16 protein-coding genes are annotated in these 16,277 nt (G+C 37.1%); 2 read left to right on the top strand and 14 right to left on the bottom strand.

Features of this window, described 5'->3' with window-relative positions; all coding sequences use genetic code 11:
* The first annotated feature begins 594 nt into the window (after window positions 1–594).
* Window positions 595–1,635: a LacI family DNA-binding transcriptional regulator gene (locus tag BUB77_RS00155; RefSeq protein ID WP_073271604.1), complete on the top strand. Its 1,041-nt coding sequence runs from the start codon at window positions 595–597 to the stop codon at window positions 1,633–1,635.
* 115 nt (window positions 1,636–1,750) lie between these two features.
* On the opposite strand, the gene BUB77_RS00150 is transcribed toward BUB77_RS00155, so the two are convergent.
* The gene (locus BUB77_RS00150) at window positions 1,751–2,812 is read right to left on the bottom strand and encodes a HAMP domain-containing sensor histidine kinase (RefSeq protein ID WP_073271602.1); all 1,062 of its coding nucleotides are present in this window, start codon (window positions 2,810–2,812) and stop codon (window positions 1,751–1,753) included.
* A 374-nt stretch (window positions 2,813–3,186) separates the two neighbouring features.
* On the opposite strand from BUB77_RS00150, the gene BUB77_RS00145 reads away from it, so the two are divergent.
* The gene (locus tag BUB77_RS00145; protein WP_073271599.1) at window positions 3,187–4,527 is read left to right on the top strand and encodes a hypothetical protein; all 1,341 of its coding nucleotides are present in this window, start codon (window positions 3,187–3,189) and stop codon (window positions 4,525–4,527) included.
* Between the two features lie 214 nt (window positions 4,528–4,741).
* On the opposite strand, the gene BUB77_RS00140 is transcribed toward BUB77_RS00145, so the two are convergent.
* The 13 genes from BUB77_RS00140 to BUB77_RS30640 all read right to left on the bottom strand — a co-directional run bounded on the left by BUB77_RS00140 (window position 4,742) and on the right by BUB77_RS30640 (window position 16,272).
* Window positions 4,742–5,923 carry a hypothetical protein gene (locus BUB77_RS00140; RefSeq protein WP_139241066.1) on the bottom strand — a complete coding sequence of 394 codons (1,182 nt, stop codon included), beginning with the start codon at window positions 5,921–5,923 and terminating at the stop codon, window positions 4,742–4,744.
* Between the two features lie 458 nt (window positions 5,924–6,381).
* Window positions 6,382–7,740, bottom strand: coding sequence for a radical SAM/SPASM domain-containing protein (locus BUB77_RS00135; RefSeq protein ID WP_242962302.1), 1,359 nt, complete (start codon window positions 7,738–7,740; stop codon window positions 6,382–6,384).
* 143 nt (window positions 7,741–7,883) lie between these two features.
* Window positions 7,884–8,420 (bottom strand): hypothetical protein, encoded by a 537-nt coding sequence (locus BUB77_RS00130; RefSeq protein WP_073271590.1) that lies wholly within the window; start codon window positions 8,418–8,420, stop codon window positions 7,884–7,886.
* Between the two features lie 232 nt (window positions 8,421–8,652).
* Entirely contained in the window at window positions 8,653–9,186 is a 534-nt protein-coding gene (locus tag BUB77_RS00125) for a hypothetical protein (RefSeq protein ID WP_073271587.1), read from the bottom strand.
* 55 nt (window positions 9,187–9,241) lie between these two features.
* The gene (locus tag BUB77_RS00120) at window positions 9,242–10,303 is read right to left on the bottom strand and encodes a HAMP domain-containing sensor histidine kinase (protein WP_073271584.1); all 1,062 of its coding nucleotides are present in this window, start codon (window positions 10,301–10,303) and stop codon (window positions 9,242–9,244) included.
* On the bottom strand, window positions 10,300–10,971 hold the full coding sequence (locus BUB77_RS00115; protein ID WP_073271581.1) for a response regulator transcription factor: 672 nt from the start codon (window positions 10,969–10,971) through the stop codon (window positions 10,300–10,302). Before BUB77_RS00115 ends, BUB77_RS00120 begins: the two co-directional genes overlap by 4 nt.
* A 153-nt stretch (window positions 10,972–11,124) precedes the next feature.
* Window positions 11,125–11,685 carry a CDP-alcohol phosphatidyltransferase family protein gene (locus BUB77_RS00110; RefSeq protein ID WP_073271579.1) on the bottom strand — a complete coding sequence of 187 codons (561 nt, stop codon included), beginning with the start codon at window positions 11,683–11,685 and terminating at the stop codon, window positions 11,125–11,127.
* Window positions 11,686–11,719: 34 nt separating this feature from the next.
* Window positions 11,720–12,562: a DegV family protein gene (locus BUB77_RS00105; RefSeq protein ID WP_073271577.1), complete on the bottom strand. Its 843-nt coding sequence runs from the start codon at window positions 12,560–12,562 to the stop codon at window positions 11,720–11,722.
* A gap of 16 nt (window positions 12,563–12,578) precedes the next feature.
* Complete coding sequence (locus tag BUB77_RS00100; RefSeq protein ID WP_139241065.1) at window positions 12,579–12,821, bottom strand: hypothetical protein; 243 nt, start codon at window positions 12,819–12,821, stop codon at window positions 12,579–12,581.
* A gap of 84 nt (window positions 12,822–12,905) precedes the next feature.
* Window positions 12,906–13,934 carry a sensor histidine kinase gene (locus tag BUB77_RS00095; protein ID WP_073271572.1) on the bottom strand — a complete coding sequence of 343 codons (1,029 nt, stop codon included), beginning with the start codon at window positions 13,932–13,934 and terminating at the stop codon, window positions 12,906–12,908.
* A complete protein-coding gene (locus BUB77_RS00090; protein ID WP_073271569.1) occupies window positions 13,931–14,605 on the bottom strand; it encodes a response regulator transcription factor in 675 nt (224 codons plus the stop codon). The genes BUB77_RS00095 and BUB77_RS00090 overlap by 4 nt, the downstream gene beginning before the upstream one ends.
* 97 nt (window positions 14,606–14,702) lie before the next feature.
* A complete protein-coding gene (locus BUB77_RS00085; protein WP_073271561.1) occupies window positions 14,703–15,353 on the bottom strand; it encodes a GNAT family N-acetyltransferase in 651 nt (216 codons plus the stop codon).
* Between the two features lie 667 nt (window positions 15,354–16,020).
* Entirely contained in the window at window positions 16,021–16,272 is a 252-nt protein-coding gene (locus BUB77_RS30640; protein WP_278277704.1) for a peptidoglycan-binding domain-containing protein, read from the bottom strand.
* Window positions 16,273–16,277: the final 5 nt, after the last annotated feature.

The raw sequence follows: 16,277 nt of genomic DNA, 5'->3' as shown, positions 1-16,277 counted from the left end.
ATATGAGTTGATTATATCATGGGAATATCTGGATTGTAAATCCTTAAAATGGTAATACAATCAAATTTGTAATTAATATCCATATTTGTCAACTTTATTTGTTTATATTGCATAGAATAAATTCTGTATTATGGATAATAAAACGTTTACTCATAAACATGCTAACTGCTAGTAAATAGTTTGATAAATCAGAAAAATACCGGAAGTTCCTTGCATTCTTAGGTTCTTAATTTGTATTTTCCTCTCCTTAATATGATGATATTTATAAATTCGATTTAAATGTCACTGCATGCTTCATTAAATTAGGCGGAATGTCTGTAGCATGGTAATAACTATTCAAACTTCAATTTCAAAATCATATTTCAAATTCGTAACTCTAAACTCTAACCCTAATTACTGATTTTCACTTATCTCTGCCTTTAATATATAAATTTTCTCTTATCGGCAACGATTTACTTATTTTATAACAGTTTCCGAATTAAACGTTTACCCATTTAACACAAAATCATCATAAAAGCCTGATTTTGCTTGTAAAAAGATTTGCTTCTATGTATAATATTTTTTAAATCAATGTAAAAATTTAGGGGGATAGTTATGGCGAACTTGAAGGATATTGCACAAAAAGCAGGTGTTTCCGTCGCAACCGTATCAAAGGTTCTAAACGGCTTAGGTAATATCAGTCAGGAAACCACCGAGCAAATTCTTTCCATTGCCAAGGAATTAAATTACCGGCCAAATCTTTATGCACGTAATTTAAAGACAAGACAGAGTCGTACAATAGGAATTATTACCGAGGATATGACTGTATTCAATGCTCCGCCCATAATTGACGGAATCGGAGCCTGCTGCGAAAAGCGAGGCTATCATTATTTACTTGAGAATCTCCGTTTGAATAAGCTTGGAATAAGCCCGGTACTTGATGTTAATGATCATAGTGTTATTGTAAATGAAGCGGTCGATTTTATGATGTCAATGCAGGTGGACGGTTTAATTTACCTGGGCTGTCACAGTCATAAGGTACTGCATCTCCCTTCTATCGGAGATACCCAGTTTGTCTGTACTTATTGCAGCTGCACGGATTCCTCGGTACCGTCGGTGTTATATGATGATAAAAAAGCCGGCTATGATGTAGCAAAATATCTGATTAAAGAAGGGCATACCATAATAGGAGTGATTACAGGTCCTGCCATGAGCGTTCATTCCATCAACCGGCTTACCGGTTACCAGGAAGCACTTTATGATGCCGGTCTCCCGTATAATCCAAAGCTGACGGTTTGCGGCGATTGGAGTAGAGATTCAGGGTATTCCCTTGCAGAACAGCTGCTTCAGTCAGGGGTTACTGCAATATTTGCGCAAAATGATATTATGGCAATGGGTGTTATTGATTATTGCAGACAGAATAATATTGAAATTGGCCGCGATCTGGCATTAATAGGGTTTGACAACAGAGAGATCAGCACCGTATGCCGCCCTACTCTATCCACGATAGAAATACCGCTTTTTGATATCGGTCATACTTCCGCCTCCATATTGATTGATAATATTGAAGGTAAGCCTTCCGAGCTGACAGGTGAAATCATGCTGGAATGTTCCATTATAGAAAGAGAATCCGCCAAATATAGAAAAAGAGATTAATATCTGTATAGCAAAGCAGCACCCGCATTAATAGTGGATACTGCTTTTTGTGATTTATATACAGGAAACAGGCAATATCTTAATTGCCATCAATAGTCACCGTTACCAACCTTTTTTATAATTTCATTGATATATTAAAAGTTGTTCCCTTTTCCGGCTCACTGTCTACTTGAATAGTTCCGCCTGCCAGTTCGATTACCCTCTTTACCAGGGATAATCCTAAACCGTTTCCTTCTGTCGAATGAGAAGTATCTCCCTGATAAAACCTGTCAAATATTCTTCTGCTGGTTTCCTCATTCATTCCACAGCCGTTGTCAGATACCGATACTACTGCATTTCCGCCGTCTCTTTTTAGCCCCACTTTAACCTTACCGCCCGGCTCAGTAAATTTGATGGCATTGGTCAGGAGATTATTCCATGCAATTTCCATAAGACTTTCATCCGTTGCAATTGTTATTTCTTCAAGGTCCGCTTCAAATTCAATATGTTTCTCATCAAACCTATCTTCTAATGCCAGTATGCAAAACCGCAGTTGTTCATCCAGGGAATAAGGGCTTACCTGAATGATCTCCTGATTTTCCAGCTTATTAAGCCTTAAAATATTTGAAACCAGTTCGGAAAGCTTATGGGAAGCTTCCATAATCGTTATAATATACTCCCCTTTGTCTTCTTTCGAGAGCTCCTCTTTCCGTAAAGCTGCTGCATAGTTTTGAATAATAGCCAGCGGAGTTTTGATTTCATGGGATATATTTACGATAAAATCACCTTTTAATGTTTCATTGGTAGCTAATTCTTCGGCCATTTTATTAAAATCATCAATCAGAACCTCAAGTTCATCCTTTTTATCGTCTTTCCGCTGTGAGCGTACCCTTACGGTAAAATCGCCCTGTGCAATTTTCTTTGCTGCCTGCGCCAATTCCAGTATGGGTTTTGAGAAACCCGAATACATAATATATCTGGTGACTATACTGACAACCAGACCAACGAAAAAGACGTAAAGGCTATTTGCAATAACCATTTCAATCGGTCCATCTTTATCCGCCATCTGCTGGTTGAAAATTAACACCGAGCCCGTACAGCTGATTAATACGACCCCCCATATTATTAAGAACTCTTTCCAAAAGGGGCGTTTTGCATTTATCCGCTTATCCTGCGATTTGTTTAACTGCTTTCTCATTTTCTTCCCTCCGCCTTTTTCCAAAAACTGCGGTATCATTTTCTAAAACAAATTATATCTTAAAGTACTTCTTCCAAGCTCATATATCCAGTCATTTATTCCTTCATATTTTACCAGAATGTCATGAAACATTCCACCATATTCTGAATTCCCCCTATTTTATATCTGAATTCTCCCTATTTTATATCCCATGATATCCCATGGATTCAGGCGCTTAGATGCTAATATGATATTGTTTGCAAATCAATCTTACATTAATGTTTCTCAAACATTTCTATAATAGTTTTTAAATATTCCTCAGGCAGAATAAGGACAGTTTCAGCAGCATTTAAAATGAAGCATCGTTTAAATTTATCACAGAAAGGAATAAACAAATGGAAACTGTTCAAACAAAAATCAAAAACTATGGAAAGATTATAGCTGTAAATAATGAGAATTCCGGCCCAAATGGTGTATATATGGAAAAAATACGTTCCGGCCAGTCGTTTTTATACCGGGAAGGTGGCTGCCCCAGTATGGTAGTAGAAGCACGTATGAAAGAGGCGATATGTGAAAGCGCACTAATACATTCCTTAGAGCTGGCTTTGTCACGATATCCGTATTTAATCCGTAAAATAATTGAAAAAGACGGCACTTTATATCTGGTTAAAAATCCCCTTCCCTTTATCCTGGATGAGACAAAAGTATTACACTCATTAGGAAGTTCACTGGTCAACTATCATTTAATTGATGTGACCTATTATGAAAAGACAATATATATTTCCTATCATCATGGACTTTGTGACGGACGGGGAATCATGCCGTTTATCAAAACCCTGATTTATTACTACTGCACTTTTAAGTACCGCCGTAAATTAAATGTGAAAGGTGTAAGACTGGCCGGGGAGCCAATTTTGCAAGGTGAAACTGCCGAGCCTTTTGGGGAACACCGTCAAATCAGTGAAACCCGGATTCCCGAAATTCACAAAGAGGGATTTGCTTTACCGGATAGTTTGAATTCTATCGGCAAGAACAGGTATTACCGCTACGAAGTAAAAATAAGGCATGATACTTTTATGAAATTTGCAAGGGAAAATAACGCAACACCGGCTATCACTGCTGCTTTGCTTATTTCAAAGGCTATTAAGAAGATACACCCGGAAACGAATAAGCCAATCCTGTGTAATCTGGCCAGTGACCTTCGCAGCGGTATTAATATGGAATATACTTATAAAAATTGTGTCGGAAGCCTTGGTTTGCCTTATACGGATGAATTTGATAGATTATCCTTTAGCCAACAGGCAGCTGCCTGCAGAAAAATAATAAAAGAATATAAAAATACAGATAACCTGAAAGGAGAAGTTAATAAGCAGATTAATTTATATGATAAATTGGATGAACTCTCTTCTTACGAAGAGAAAAAGCAGATGATGGCCTTCTTTAATAATTTGATTACAAATACTTTTATTCTCAGCTATGTGGGACAGTCAGAACTTGGGGACTGTGAGAAATATATCGATTCCTTTCACACGTATATAAGCGGAACTACCGGATTTGCAATACAGATGCTGTCCGTCGGTGAATTTATCACTCTTGACTTTATGCAGAGTTTTCACACCAGTAAATATAGAAACTCCTTTGCAGAAATATTAGAGGAACTGGGGCTTGAATATAGTATTTCGGACATCCTAGAATTCTCGACACCAAAGGATTCCATTATGTCAGGTGCTTCATGATATGAAGTTTAAAGCTTACTTTCTAGAAAATTAATCATGCTGTTTAAACCAGTTGTAATGCAATGAATAGGTACTTTCCAGACTATTCATTGCATTTTTTCTTTCCATTATGCAAACGCTTTTTTATAGCAGCCCCAATTTGTTATATTACTTACAATAAAAAATCTGATAGGTATCATAAACACATCAGATAAAAAATTGTACACAGACAGCACTAGGACTGTTCTTCACGATATCTTTTTCTTAAATATTTTGACCTTAACATCATATAAACACCAACGAAGGCAGACATACCTCCAAAGATAATACCGGAAAGCCTGTTCGTAAAGGTATTATCACCTTCATTGGAAAAAGACATAATAGCTACCTGTGTTAATACCAAACAAATGAAGGTAGAGGACAGGCCAATCAGTTTAATTTCTTCCGATATGAGATTTTTTGCTTTTCTTGCTTTCATGTAATCTTTGATAATCAGAAAAAATTCGGTAAAGGTATATAAAGCAATAATTAATGCAGCATTCATGTCAAACCGGAAGAAAGGATTCGAAAAAGTTTGATATGAATAAGCTACATAACATAGACTTGCGCTTGAAATCGCTGCTCCAATTTCAAAATAGCTTCGGATTTGTCTGTTCTGTTCCTTGTTTTGGGCATAAATTGCAAGATATCTTGCTATACCCATTCCTGCACTGTATAGGGCATTTACCAGCATAAAACCAGACAATGTAATAAGGCTTAACACAACTTTACCAAATACAACAATAATATCTTTTTGAAGGGAAAGCCTCGTAAAAATAATGGTTCTGTTATTGCGTATATGATGATATAACTTCCGGTTCTTTTCTCTGGTGAGTAATGTTTTCCACAATGCATATCCCGTCAAACAAAAAGCACAGCCGCTAAGAAGAATACCGGTCAATCCGGTCAGGTTATCTTTATCTCCATAAATTCTTAAGGTAACACCAACAAAAAGTGCAAAGACCACTAAAAGATTGGCCTGATTCAAAAGGCGGTAAAATCCGATCACCATACCGGAATATTTTCTTACAGCAATCAGATTATAAACAGAAAAAAACAGATTAATCACTGTAAGGCTTTGTATAATTACCGCAATCATTCTGTCTGTTACATTATCTTTGGTAAAAAGAAGCAGGCCGCAGGCTGCCATAAGAGCAAAGGAAGCAAGGAGTAATACAATCCCGCCGTCAATACAGCTGCTATATAGCTTATCCTCTGAGACCAAAACCTCTTTTTTGCCTTTATTACCAGTAAATTTACTTAATATTATGGTTCTGGTAAATACATTGATAAAGCTATAAACGGCACAGGCTATAAAAAAGCAGGAAGCTGCCTTTATGCAGGCAAATAATGCCGCCGACAGGAATAAGATTTCCAATGGGGTAAATTTCCTTATCTTTTTCAATAGCAATATGTCCGTTTCTAAGCGTTTTTTCTTGTTTTTTAATAAATCCGGCCTTTTAAACCGGATGCCTTTTATTAACCGTTTAAGACTTATCCTCACTTGCTTCATTCCTTTATTTAATGTAATTTTACTCAGAAATTAAATATCTGATTAATCCCAAATTACCCCAATACTGTAAAGCTGCTCTTCTATTACAGTATTGAGGTAATTCTGTTCTACTTTACAACTGATATTTCTTTCAATACTTTAGATAAATATCTACAATGGAAAGTGTTTATCTAAATTTTCTTTATTAAAAAATAAGATGAACCCAAGTACTGCTGCCGCTATTACTGCTATAGCCACTATTCCTTTTTTCATTTACATTACCTCCATTATAACTTGATATTTAAACGCATCCCAGCAGATAACCCAGCGTCGCACTGATTATATTATTTTGTACACATATCGCAGTGTCCGGAGCATTCCCATATTTTATCCGCTGTTACTGCCCAGTTATCTGCTGCATTATGGCATTTCGCAGCCAGGTTATGTACATTCTCAGGATTCTGTAAATCAGTGGAATGTGCGCCTGACTCTTCTACCATTCCAGGAAGTTCTTCCGGATTATCAAGCAGGGGACAAGGTCTCAGATGATTTTCGTTAAAGGGCTGGTTTTTCCTGTAGGCTTTAAATAGAGGGGACTGCAGTGCTTCTAAAAGTGTTTTTTCTCTTATATTGGAATCGGAATAATGAATAAAAGCACAGGGCTCCATATCACCGTTTGCATTGATGTGCAAATATCTTCTTCCGCCTGCAAGACAACCTCCTGAATATTCGCCGTCATTCCAGAAATCCAATGTAAAAATAGGTTTTGTTTCTCTGAAGGTGTGAATCTGATGATACATAAATTCACGCTGCTCTGAAGTTACCATAAGTTCGGGTACTGCCTCATTGCCAACAGGCATGTAGGTAAAGAACCAGCAGAATTTAGCACCCCAGGCAATCATCTGATCAAAATACTCTTCCGAGCCAATCATATCAACATTTTTACTGGTATAGCAGCAAGAAATACCAAAGGGTAGTTTCTTTTCTTTTAAAATTCTCATTGCCTTTTCTACTTTTCGAAAGGTTCCATTACCGCGTCTGAAATCCGTATCCGATTCAAAACCTTCTACGCTAATGGCCGGAATGAAATTTTTTACACGCAGCATGTCATCGGCAAAAGTCTCATCAATTAAGGTCCCGTTGGTAAATGCCGCAAACTGGCAGCCGGGATGTGCTTCACATAACCGGATCAAATCCGCCTTCCTTACTAAAGGTTCTCCGCCCGAATAGAGGAAAAAGTAAGTTCCCAGTTCATTTGCCTGGTTAATGATACTGTCAAGCTCTTCATAGGTCATATTCAATTTATTGCCGTATTCCGCAGCCCAACAGCCGGTGCATTTAAGATTACAGGCAGAGGTAGGATCCATTAGGATTGCCCATGGGATATTACAGTCTAAATTTTCCTCCATCTTTCTCTGTTTCGGATATCCTATCATACTGGCATTAATGAGAAAATTTTGAAAGGTTGCCTGCAAAATTTTAGAATCAATATCCTTAAACAAACTCAAAATATAGTTGTACCAGGTGTTTTCAGTGTCATCCACAATGCTATGAAAAAGTTCCCTCTGGGATTTCCAATTCCCTGCAATATCAAAATCATCTGCCCACTTCATTAGCTTTGGCAGGTTTTCTTTTGGATTTCCTGCAATATAACTAAATGCCTTTTCAAGTACATATGTACTCGCTTTCTCTTTTAAATTCAAGTCATTTTCCTCCATGAGATATTATAGCTGTGTAATGATTCTTTCCATTATCTTCTTAATCTGTATCGTTTTTTGAAAAAGTACTTATAAATTCGCTGCCGGTATCAAATTTTGTAAAAGGCTTTATAGAATCGCAGCCGGTATCAATTATCTAATAAAATACTTGCTTTTTCACAAGTTTCATAAATCAGATCATACTGCTTGTCAATCAGAGGTGTTACACTTCTTATTTTTTTGTCTTTAAGTTTTTCATAAAGAAAATAAGGTAAGATCCATCCGGCAAATGCGGGAACTGCAAGGACAATGCACAGAGGAATTAAACCACCGATGTAACTGAAAACAGAGCCTGCCATAAATGCAGTTCCGATCACTCCAAATGTAAAGGCAAAGGCGGATGCCCCCGTTGCCTTTGATTTTTCAAGGCTTTCGATTTCTCTTACCGCTGCTTCAAATTGACGCTGAAGCCTTGTAAGCTCCGCTTTATTCCTAATCTTATGGTCCCTTTTAAATTTTAAATTGACCGTATTAATGCCCTGGGTTAAAGAAGTTTCACTTCCCTCCAGTGCCCATCCAAAACTTGCCATACTGTCCGACCACAAAGCTTCCATACCCTGTACTGCTAATATATCCCTATACTCATAGCCTATAAAATTACTGTTCTCTCTTTTTTCTCCTGTCATAACGGAGTTCTCCTTTCACAGTCATGTTTTTAATGAGAAACATCTGCTGTAGTAATCTCATTATTAATTACATGCTTATCCTACTGTTAAAATGTTGCCAAAATACTTATGAAATGTTTGAGAAATATTAATTTACCAGCAGGTATTCAATTATCATACTTGCTAAATAACAGCCGGCAGCTGAATGAAAGCCAGCATTACACCTGGGCATAATGCTGGCTTTTTCATAATGTCAGAGTAGTAATTTGCTTGCTTTTTCACAGGTTTCATATACTTTGTCATACTCCTGTTCAATAAGCGGTGTAAGACTGGCTGTTTTCTTATTCCGGAGTTTTACATAACAAAAATAAGGTAATATCCATCCCAAAAAACCAGGTATGGCAAGAATAATCGTAAGTGGAATCCTTCCCGCTTCAAAGCTGAATACAGAGCCTGCCATAAATGCGCACCCAATAATACCTAAGGTAAACGCAACTGCTGATGCCGAGTTTGTCTTGGACTTTTCAAGGTTCTCAATATTTTTAACACTGGCTTCAAATTGTCTCTGAAGCCTTGTAAGTTCTGCTTTGTTTATAATTTTGCGGTTTCTCTTGAATTTTAAATTTACTTTATTGGTTCCCTGAAGGGAGGATATATGCCTTCCCTCCAGCTGCCATCCAAAGCATTCCATACTGTCAGCCCATAAAGATTCCAACTCATAAGTAATAGTGAAATCCCTATATTCATAGCCTATAAAATCATTGTTTTTCCCATTCTTTTCATCCAAAAAAATGCACTCCTTTATATAAAATTTACACTCAACTGATAATTCATTATGAGATTTACAGTTTTGTTTCCAGCCTGACTGTGAAGGTCGTCCCTTTGCCCGGCTTGCTTTTAACTGTTATAGTCCCTCCTGCCAGTTCAATCACTCTTAGGGCCAATGCAAGGCCCAGACCATTTCCTTCTTTTGAATGAGAGGTGTCTCCCTGATAGAATTTATCAAAAATATGCTTCATAGTTTCTTCTGCCATACCACAACCGGTATCTGTTAGGGAGACTTCCACCGAATCTTCCTCTGAAGTCTGTGTCAGGGTTATTATGCCGCCTGGCTCTGTAAATTTCACTGCATTGGAAATCAGATTATACCAAACAATTTCCAGCATACCTGCATCAGCCCAAATCATGACCCGGTCTTCTATTTCTACTTTAAGCTCAATATTTTTTTGCTCCAGCTCCATGTCGAATAATATAATGCATTCACAAAGCTGCCTGCATAAATCAAAAGGTTCTGTAACGGGTACAATTTCCTGATTTTCTAATTTGTTAAGCTTTAAAATATTTGTAACCAGAGTCGTCAGATTTTTACCGGAAGAAACAATTGTATCTATATAGTCCTTTTTCAAGTCTTCCGCCAGATCAGTTTCATACAATGCAGCTGCATAATTCTGAATAACCGAAAGGGGTGTTTTGATTTCATGGGATACATTGGCAATAAAATCATTTTTCAGCGTGTCAATCGTTCCCAGTTCTTCCACCATTTTATTAAAATCCTGGAACATATAATCGATATAATTTAATTTATCCGATGTATGCAACGGCTCTATAAAGACAGAAAAATCACCTTCCGCTACCTTTTTGGCACTATCACTAAGTTTATGCAGCGGTTTGTCGAAGGTCCTGTATTTTTGATACGATGTAAATATACAGAAAAATCCGCTGATAACAGCCCAATATAAAAGATACCAAAGGAAATAACTTGCCTTTACTGCCCGGATATCCGCTCCATACATAATAGCCGGAAGAGCTCCCAAAATGCCGAGAACTGCCAGCGTTCCAACATATTCGTTCCATGAAAAATAAAGGCACTTCCTTCTTTCTCCCTCCTTCGGTTTGTTCTTCACAACAGCACCGCCTTATATCCAAGCCCATGCACCGTTACTATCTTAAATTCTTCGCAGTCAGAAAATTTATCTCTTAATTTGGTGATATATACATCTACTGCCCGAAGACCGGTATCATTTTCAGCACCCCAGAATTCATCCATTAGCTGCGCTCTTGTAAAGGTATATTTCGGATAAGAAAGCATTTTATACAGAATATTAAACTCCCTTACTGTTACCGGTATTTCTTTCCCATCAACACTGACACTTATGTCATTTGCATCCATCACAAATTTCCCTAATTCTATTTTATTGGTATTTGTAATATTGGCACGCCTAAGCAGTGCCTCTATGCGCAATATGAGTTCGTCCAAATTAACAGGTTTAATTACATAATCATCAATACCTAATTGATATCCCTTTTGCTTAGACCGAAAATCATCCCTTGCAGTCATAAATACAATGGGAATAGTTTTATTGATACTTCTTACGGTTTCAGCAAATTCAAAGCCATCGATTTTTGGCATCATGATATCCGAAATAATTAAATCAAAGTTAGTATTATACATAGCTTCGTAAGCTTCCTGAGGATCCAGACATCCCTTTGCCGTATATAACCTGTCATTTAAATAGGTGCATACAATTTTATTAAGTTTCAAATCATCTTCTACTATCAGTATTTTTACCATAAAAGCCTCCTTACAAGTTATGTAAAGATACTGTAGCATCTAAATGTTAAAGAATTGTTTATCTTTACAAAGTTTTTATTTCCAAATAAAAAAGCGGAGCAGCTATTAATCCTAATTAGTTGCTTCGCTTATCTTTATTTCTTTTTATATTAATTACTGAACTTCCTGCCTCATCCTATAAAACACGGGAATATAAAGTGCCCATGTTATGAGCATTATTATTATTTCCATAAATATCATAAGGTTGGTTGCGGTTTCCGGTAACTCTGGAACCAGAACGAATATGGATAAAACAAGAAATAAACTCGTAGTACAAATCTTTCCGTGCATCTTTGCTCCATCCAGCTTCTTCCCATGCCGTAAATTTATCAGCCCCATAATCACCATAAACCCCTCTTTTAAGGCCATCACCAAAACCAGATATTTCATGAAGTGATACCTTAGCATAAGGCATATCGCTATCGCACCATGTGTCAGCTTATCTGCTACGGGATCTATGAACTTACCCAATTCCGTTATCATATGAAACCTTCTGGCTATTTTACCGTCTAAAAAATCTGTTATAGCAGATATTACTACAATTACTGCTGCTGTAAAATAATCTTTTATGGAGTCTGCTTTTATATATGTAATACAGAAAAAAGGTATCAGCAATAACCTGAAATAACTCATACAATTTGGTATGGTAAAAATCTCTTTCCTATCAATCTTCATATCTCTTTTCTGCCTTCCATTTCTTATTTGATTATTATTTTTCTATAAACAAAACACCCAAAGTATTCTGGCCGCAATGGCTCGAAACGGTACAGCCTGCATTTGTTTCATGTATCTTTTCAAAGATTGCTTTCTGAGTGACCGTATCTATAACAGATTTTACTATTTCCGGTTTTATGGCCGTATGTGTAATAAAAATCCTTTTAGGTGCAATATTGCACGAATTATCTAACTTATCCTTTACATACTGCATCAGGCATCTTTGTAATGTACCGCGATACTTTTTCCCAAGCTTCATTTTCCCGTTTTCCACTTCGATGCAAGGCTTTAGCTTCAGGAGATTTGCCCCCAATGCCATGACAGACGAGCAACGGCCGCCCTTTACCATATAATCCAGACGGTCCAGCAAAAAGCTTGCCCGTACCTTCGGAATAATATCAGCCAGATGTTCCAATATACGGTCAGGGGAATAACCTTCCTCTGCCTTTGCTGCCGCTTCCAATACAATATGTCCATGTCCTGTTGACAGATTTTTTGAATCTACGATAAAAACATTTTTAAATTCCTGTGCTGCCAGGCATGCATTCTGGTAACAGCTTGAGAAGCTGCTCCCAATATTGATATGTATTACCGCCTCATATTCCCTGGTAAACTTATCAAAAAATAATTTATATCCTTCGGGATTCATTGCCGAGGTTTTGCAAAATGCTCCTCCTTCATCCACAAACTTAAAAATATCCTCAGGAAATATATCAATGCCATCCCTGAAGGTATGCCCTCCCTTTTCTATCTGAAGCGGAAGGATGCCGATATGATATTGCTCCAGTATATCAGCTGATAAATCGCAGGTGCTGTCCGAGGTGATTTTAATACTCATAAAAACTTCTCCTATTTCAAAATATACTTTTTCTTTTTGTCTTCTCTCCAATCCTGCTGAATACCTTTGTTTCAAAAATGTTCATCAATGGATTAATAATAAAGGCAAGGCAAAGTCCAAGGATAACCGGCATAAAAATATGGATTGCCTTTAATGCAATCATTAGGGCTTTATCTAAATTGAGCATCACAACAATAAAGGAAATGACGGAAAGAAGTATCCAAATAATATTTCTGGCTGTGCTTTTGTCTATTTTCATATTATATTTCCTCCCAAGGTTACTCATAGAATACCTCTCCTGATTCAACCAAGGCTCAACTCAGGTTCAACTATTGTTGAAGTTTTAAAATTTAGGCAGTTTAATTATAAATTTTGCCCCTTCACCCACCGTACTGCTAACTTCTATCGTTCCCTTACTGATATCCAAAATCTGCTTTACCAGTGCCAGACCAAGTCCATTTCCTTCTGACTGATGGGAAACATCACCCTGATAGAACTTATCAAATATATGTTCTTTCGCTTCTTCCGGTATACCCACACCAGTATCTGTGATAGTGCAGACAATCTGCTGACCGCCGCTTTTCAGCATGATAGATATATTTCCATATTTCGGTGTAAATTTAATCGCATTATCCAGTAAATTAGACCATACATGATACATTAATGCTTCCATTCCTGTGTAACTGACACTGTCAAGTTCAACGTCAAGTTCAAGCTCTTTTTCCATCCATTTCGATTCGAAAGAGACGATTGCCTGTCTGATTTGCTCATCCAGGGCAAATTTGGTTTTTTTCAGGGGAATGCTCTGGTTCTCTACTTTAGAAAGCATCAGGATATTTCCCACCAGGCTGGAAAGGCGTTTTGTATTATTGACGATTTTTAATATACACTCTTCTTTTTCTTCTTCTGACTGATTCTTATCCTGCAGCAAAGTAGCATATCCCTCAATCGCATTTAAGGGCGTTTTAATTTCATGGGAGACATTCGATACAAAGTCATTGCGTAGAGTCTCTATAGCACCAAGTTCCGTTACCATGATTCTAAAATTCTCAAACAGCTCATTCATTTCATTCAAATTTGATTTGGAGTTGGGATTGACAGAAAAATCACCTTTGGCAACCTCACGGGAGGCGTTACTTAACTTCTTAATAGGCTCAATAATACTCTTATCAAATATAAAAGCAATAAATATCCCCACGAATGTGCAATATAAGGTTATCTGTACGATTGGGCTCAGATGGGCCAGCCATGTTATATTCATCCATGTAAAGAGCAGGTTTATAATACCTGCAAAGATAATGGTTGCAACAACAACGAAAACCACCATAATAGAAAAATATAATCGCATGGAATTAAAGAGTTTTTTCTTCACACCCGTTTCACCACCTTATATCCAACTCCCCGCACTGTTGCAATCTCAATATCTTGATTATCCCGAAGTTTATCCCGTAGTCTGCCAATGTGGACTTCGACCGTATGCGGGTCCGTATCGGTATCAAATCCCCATATATCATCCATCAGCTGCTGGCGGGTAAAAATGTGACCGATTTCAGAAAGCAGCTTGTATAATATCTGGAATTCTTTTTGAGGAAGCATTACGTTACTGCCTTCATAGCTTACTGTCATGGCATCATAATCTAAAACAGTACCTCCAACAGACTGTTTCCTTTCGCTGATCATCTGTGCACGGCGCAGTAAGGCTCCAACCCGGATAATCATTTCATCTACATTAATTGGCTTTATCATATAATCGTCTGTTCCGGAAGAGAAGCCCCTTTTCATATCATCAAATGAACCGGCAGCCGTAATCATCAAGATTGGAATTTTATATCCGGCCTCGCGAAGAGATGCCGTCAATTCAAAACCATCTACTTTTGGCATCATAATATCCGAAATAATTAAATCAACTGTTTCATGTTCGAGAATGTCCAATGCCTGAGCACCATCTGCCGCCTCTATCGGTACATATCCATTTCGGCTTAAAACACGGCTAAATAAACGCCTGAGTTCCATATCATCTTCTACGACCAGTATTTTAAACATAATAAAATCACCTCTTTTTGTAATGTATTATAGCATACACTGCTATGATAAAAAAGTTATCCAATAATGGAGTGTGAAAGCACTTTTCTTTCACCTTTTACACTCTGATTCGTTCCAATTCGTAATAATATAATTGCTCACGAAAACGCTGCTTTTCCGTTTCCACCATATAAACTGCTTTTTCCTGTTTAGTAAAGCCTTGCGCCAGGGCAAATTCATAATTTGAATTCTGATTTAATATTCCATAGGCATGTTTTATATTATTTTCTTTAAAATAAGTTTCTAACCGTCCCCATAATTCGCTGCCAACGCCTTTCCGCCTATAATTTTTTTTCACAATGCAAAGGAGTACTTCGCCGTCCGACTCATGATTTATTCTCTCAATCATTTCATTTTTAGAGGCCTCTATGTTATGTAATATCTTCAGCGCCCTTCTTCCGTCCTTTTCCATATTTATGCGAAATTTCAGAAATGCTATTTTTACGGCTAATACAGGTTTGGGTCTTTTTCTGTCTTTAGCTCTGCCCATTATTACACCTATTATCCGGTCACGGTATACTCCTGCCTGTCCAAAAGTCATTTCTTTCAAACAAATTAAAAAATATAACTTTGCAAGTCTTCTCCGGGTATTTTCATTTTCAGCAAAGCGGCTGAATTCTGCCGTTTCTTCAATCAAATTATATAAATCAGCATAGTATTCTCTTTTTAATTTATGATAACTTATTTGAGTTATATTTTTCTTTTCCATCTATATATCTCCATCTCGTTATAATATTGACTCTTTAACTTGATATAACGCATTCTTTAACAAAGGTCTTTAACATTAAAAATCAAAACCATTTCACTAAATAGCGGAATGTATAAAACCAGCCTGATTAATGTAACCAGTATCAATATTTCTTCTATTGCTCTATTACCTCTGTAATTTATATAGCTTTATTTTTCGTTACATAACTATGATAATCTATCTTCTTCAACATTACTTCAACTAAAGTTCAACTTATGTTGAAGTTTAAGTGGAAGGGGTGGAAAGGCCAATACAATGCAACCAACTAAAGTTCAACTTATGTTGAACTTTAAGGGAGATTGCATGCCGGCGTACTTCTGATAGTTCTGAGAATTCTCTGCAAAAGCATCTATATAATGCCTATCCTTAGCCGCAGTATGTTAATTGGAGCAATTATAATACAAAGAAGGGCAGGAACCGTTGTATAATGGTCTTGCCCTTCCTATATCCATTCATTTTTTAATTACTTTCAATCTCACTTCTTCCGAATGAAGCAATTTACCCCCCTGACTCCTGCAAAATTTGGTTCCCGCTCATTTCAATACTTGCTTGTAAATATTTCTCTAAATCAAACGCTCATCAGATTTACCTATATTCCGGTTTACAGCCATCCATAATTACAGACTGGTCATTCAAATTCTCTGAGGCCCATAGCGTCATAGTCCTCTCGTGTTATTGTATTTTTGATTTCAAGGTTTTTATCTTCCTGAAACCTGTGAACGGCATTTTTAAGATCTTCTCCAAATATTCCGGTCATATTTCCCTTATAATAACGCAGTTCTTTGAGCCGTTCCTGGACAGCTAATACATCAGCTCCCCTATCTCCGGGCTTTAAACTTCTAAACCCTGTTCCAAAAGGGCCAAAAGGTCCATTATTTATTATAA

Source organism: Anaerocolumna jejuensis DSM 15929 (assembly GCF_900142215.1).
In the GTDB taxonomy this organism is placed as follows: Bacteria; Bacillota; Clostridia; order Lachnospirales; family Lachnospiraceae; genus Anaerocolumna; species Anaerocolumna jejuensis.
The sequence above is the reverse complement of the archived record's forward strand: the minus strand, read 5'-3'. Positions and strand labels throughout refer to the sequence as shown.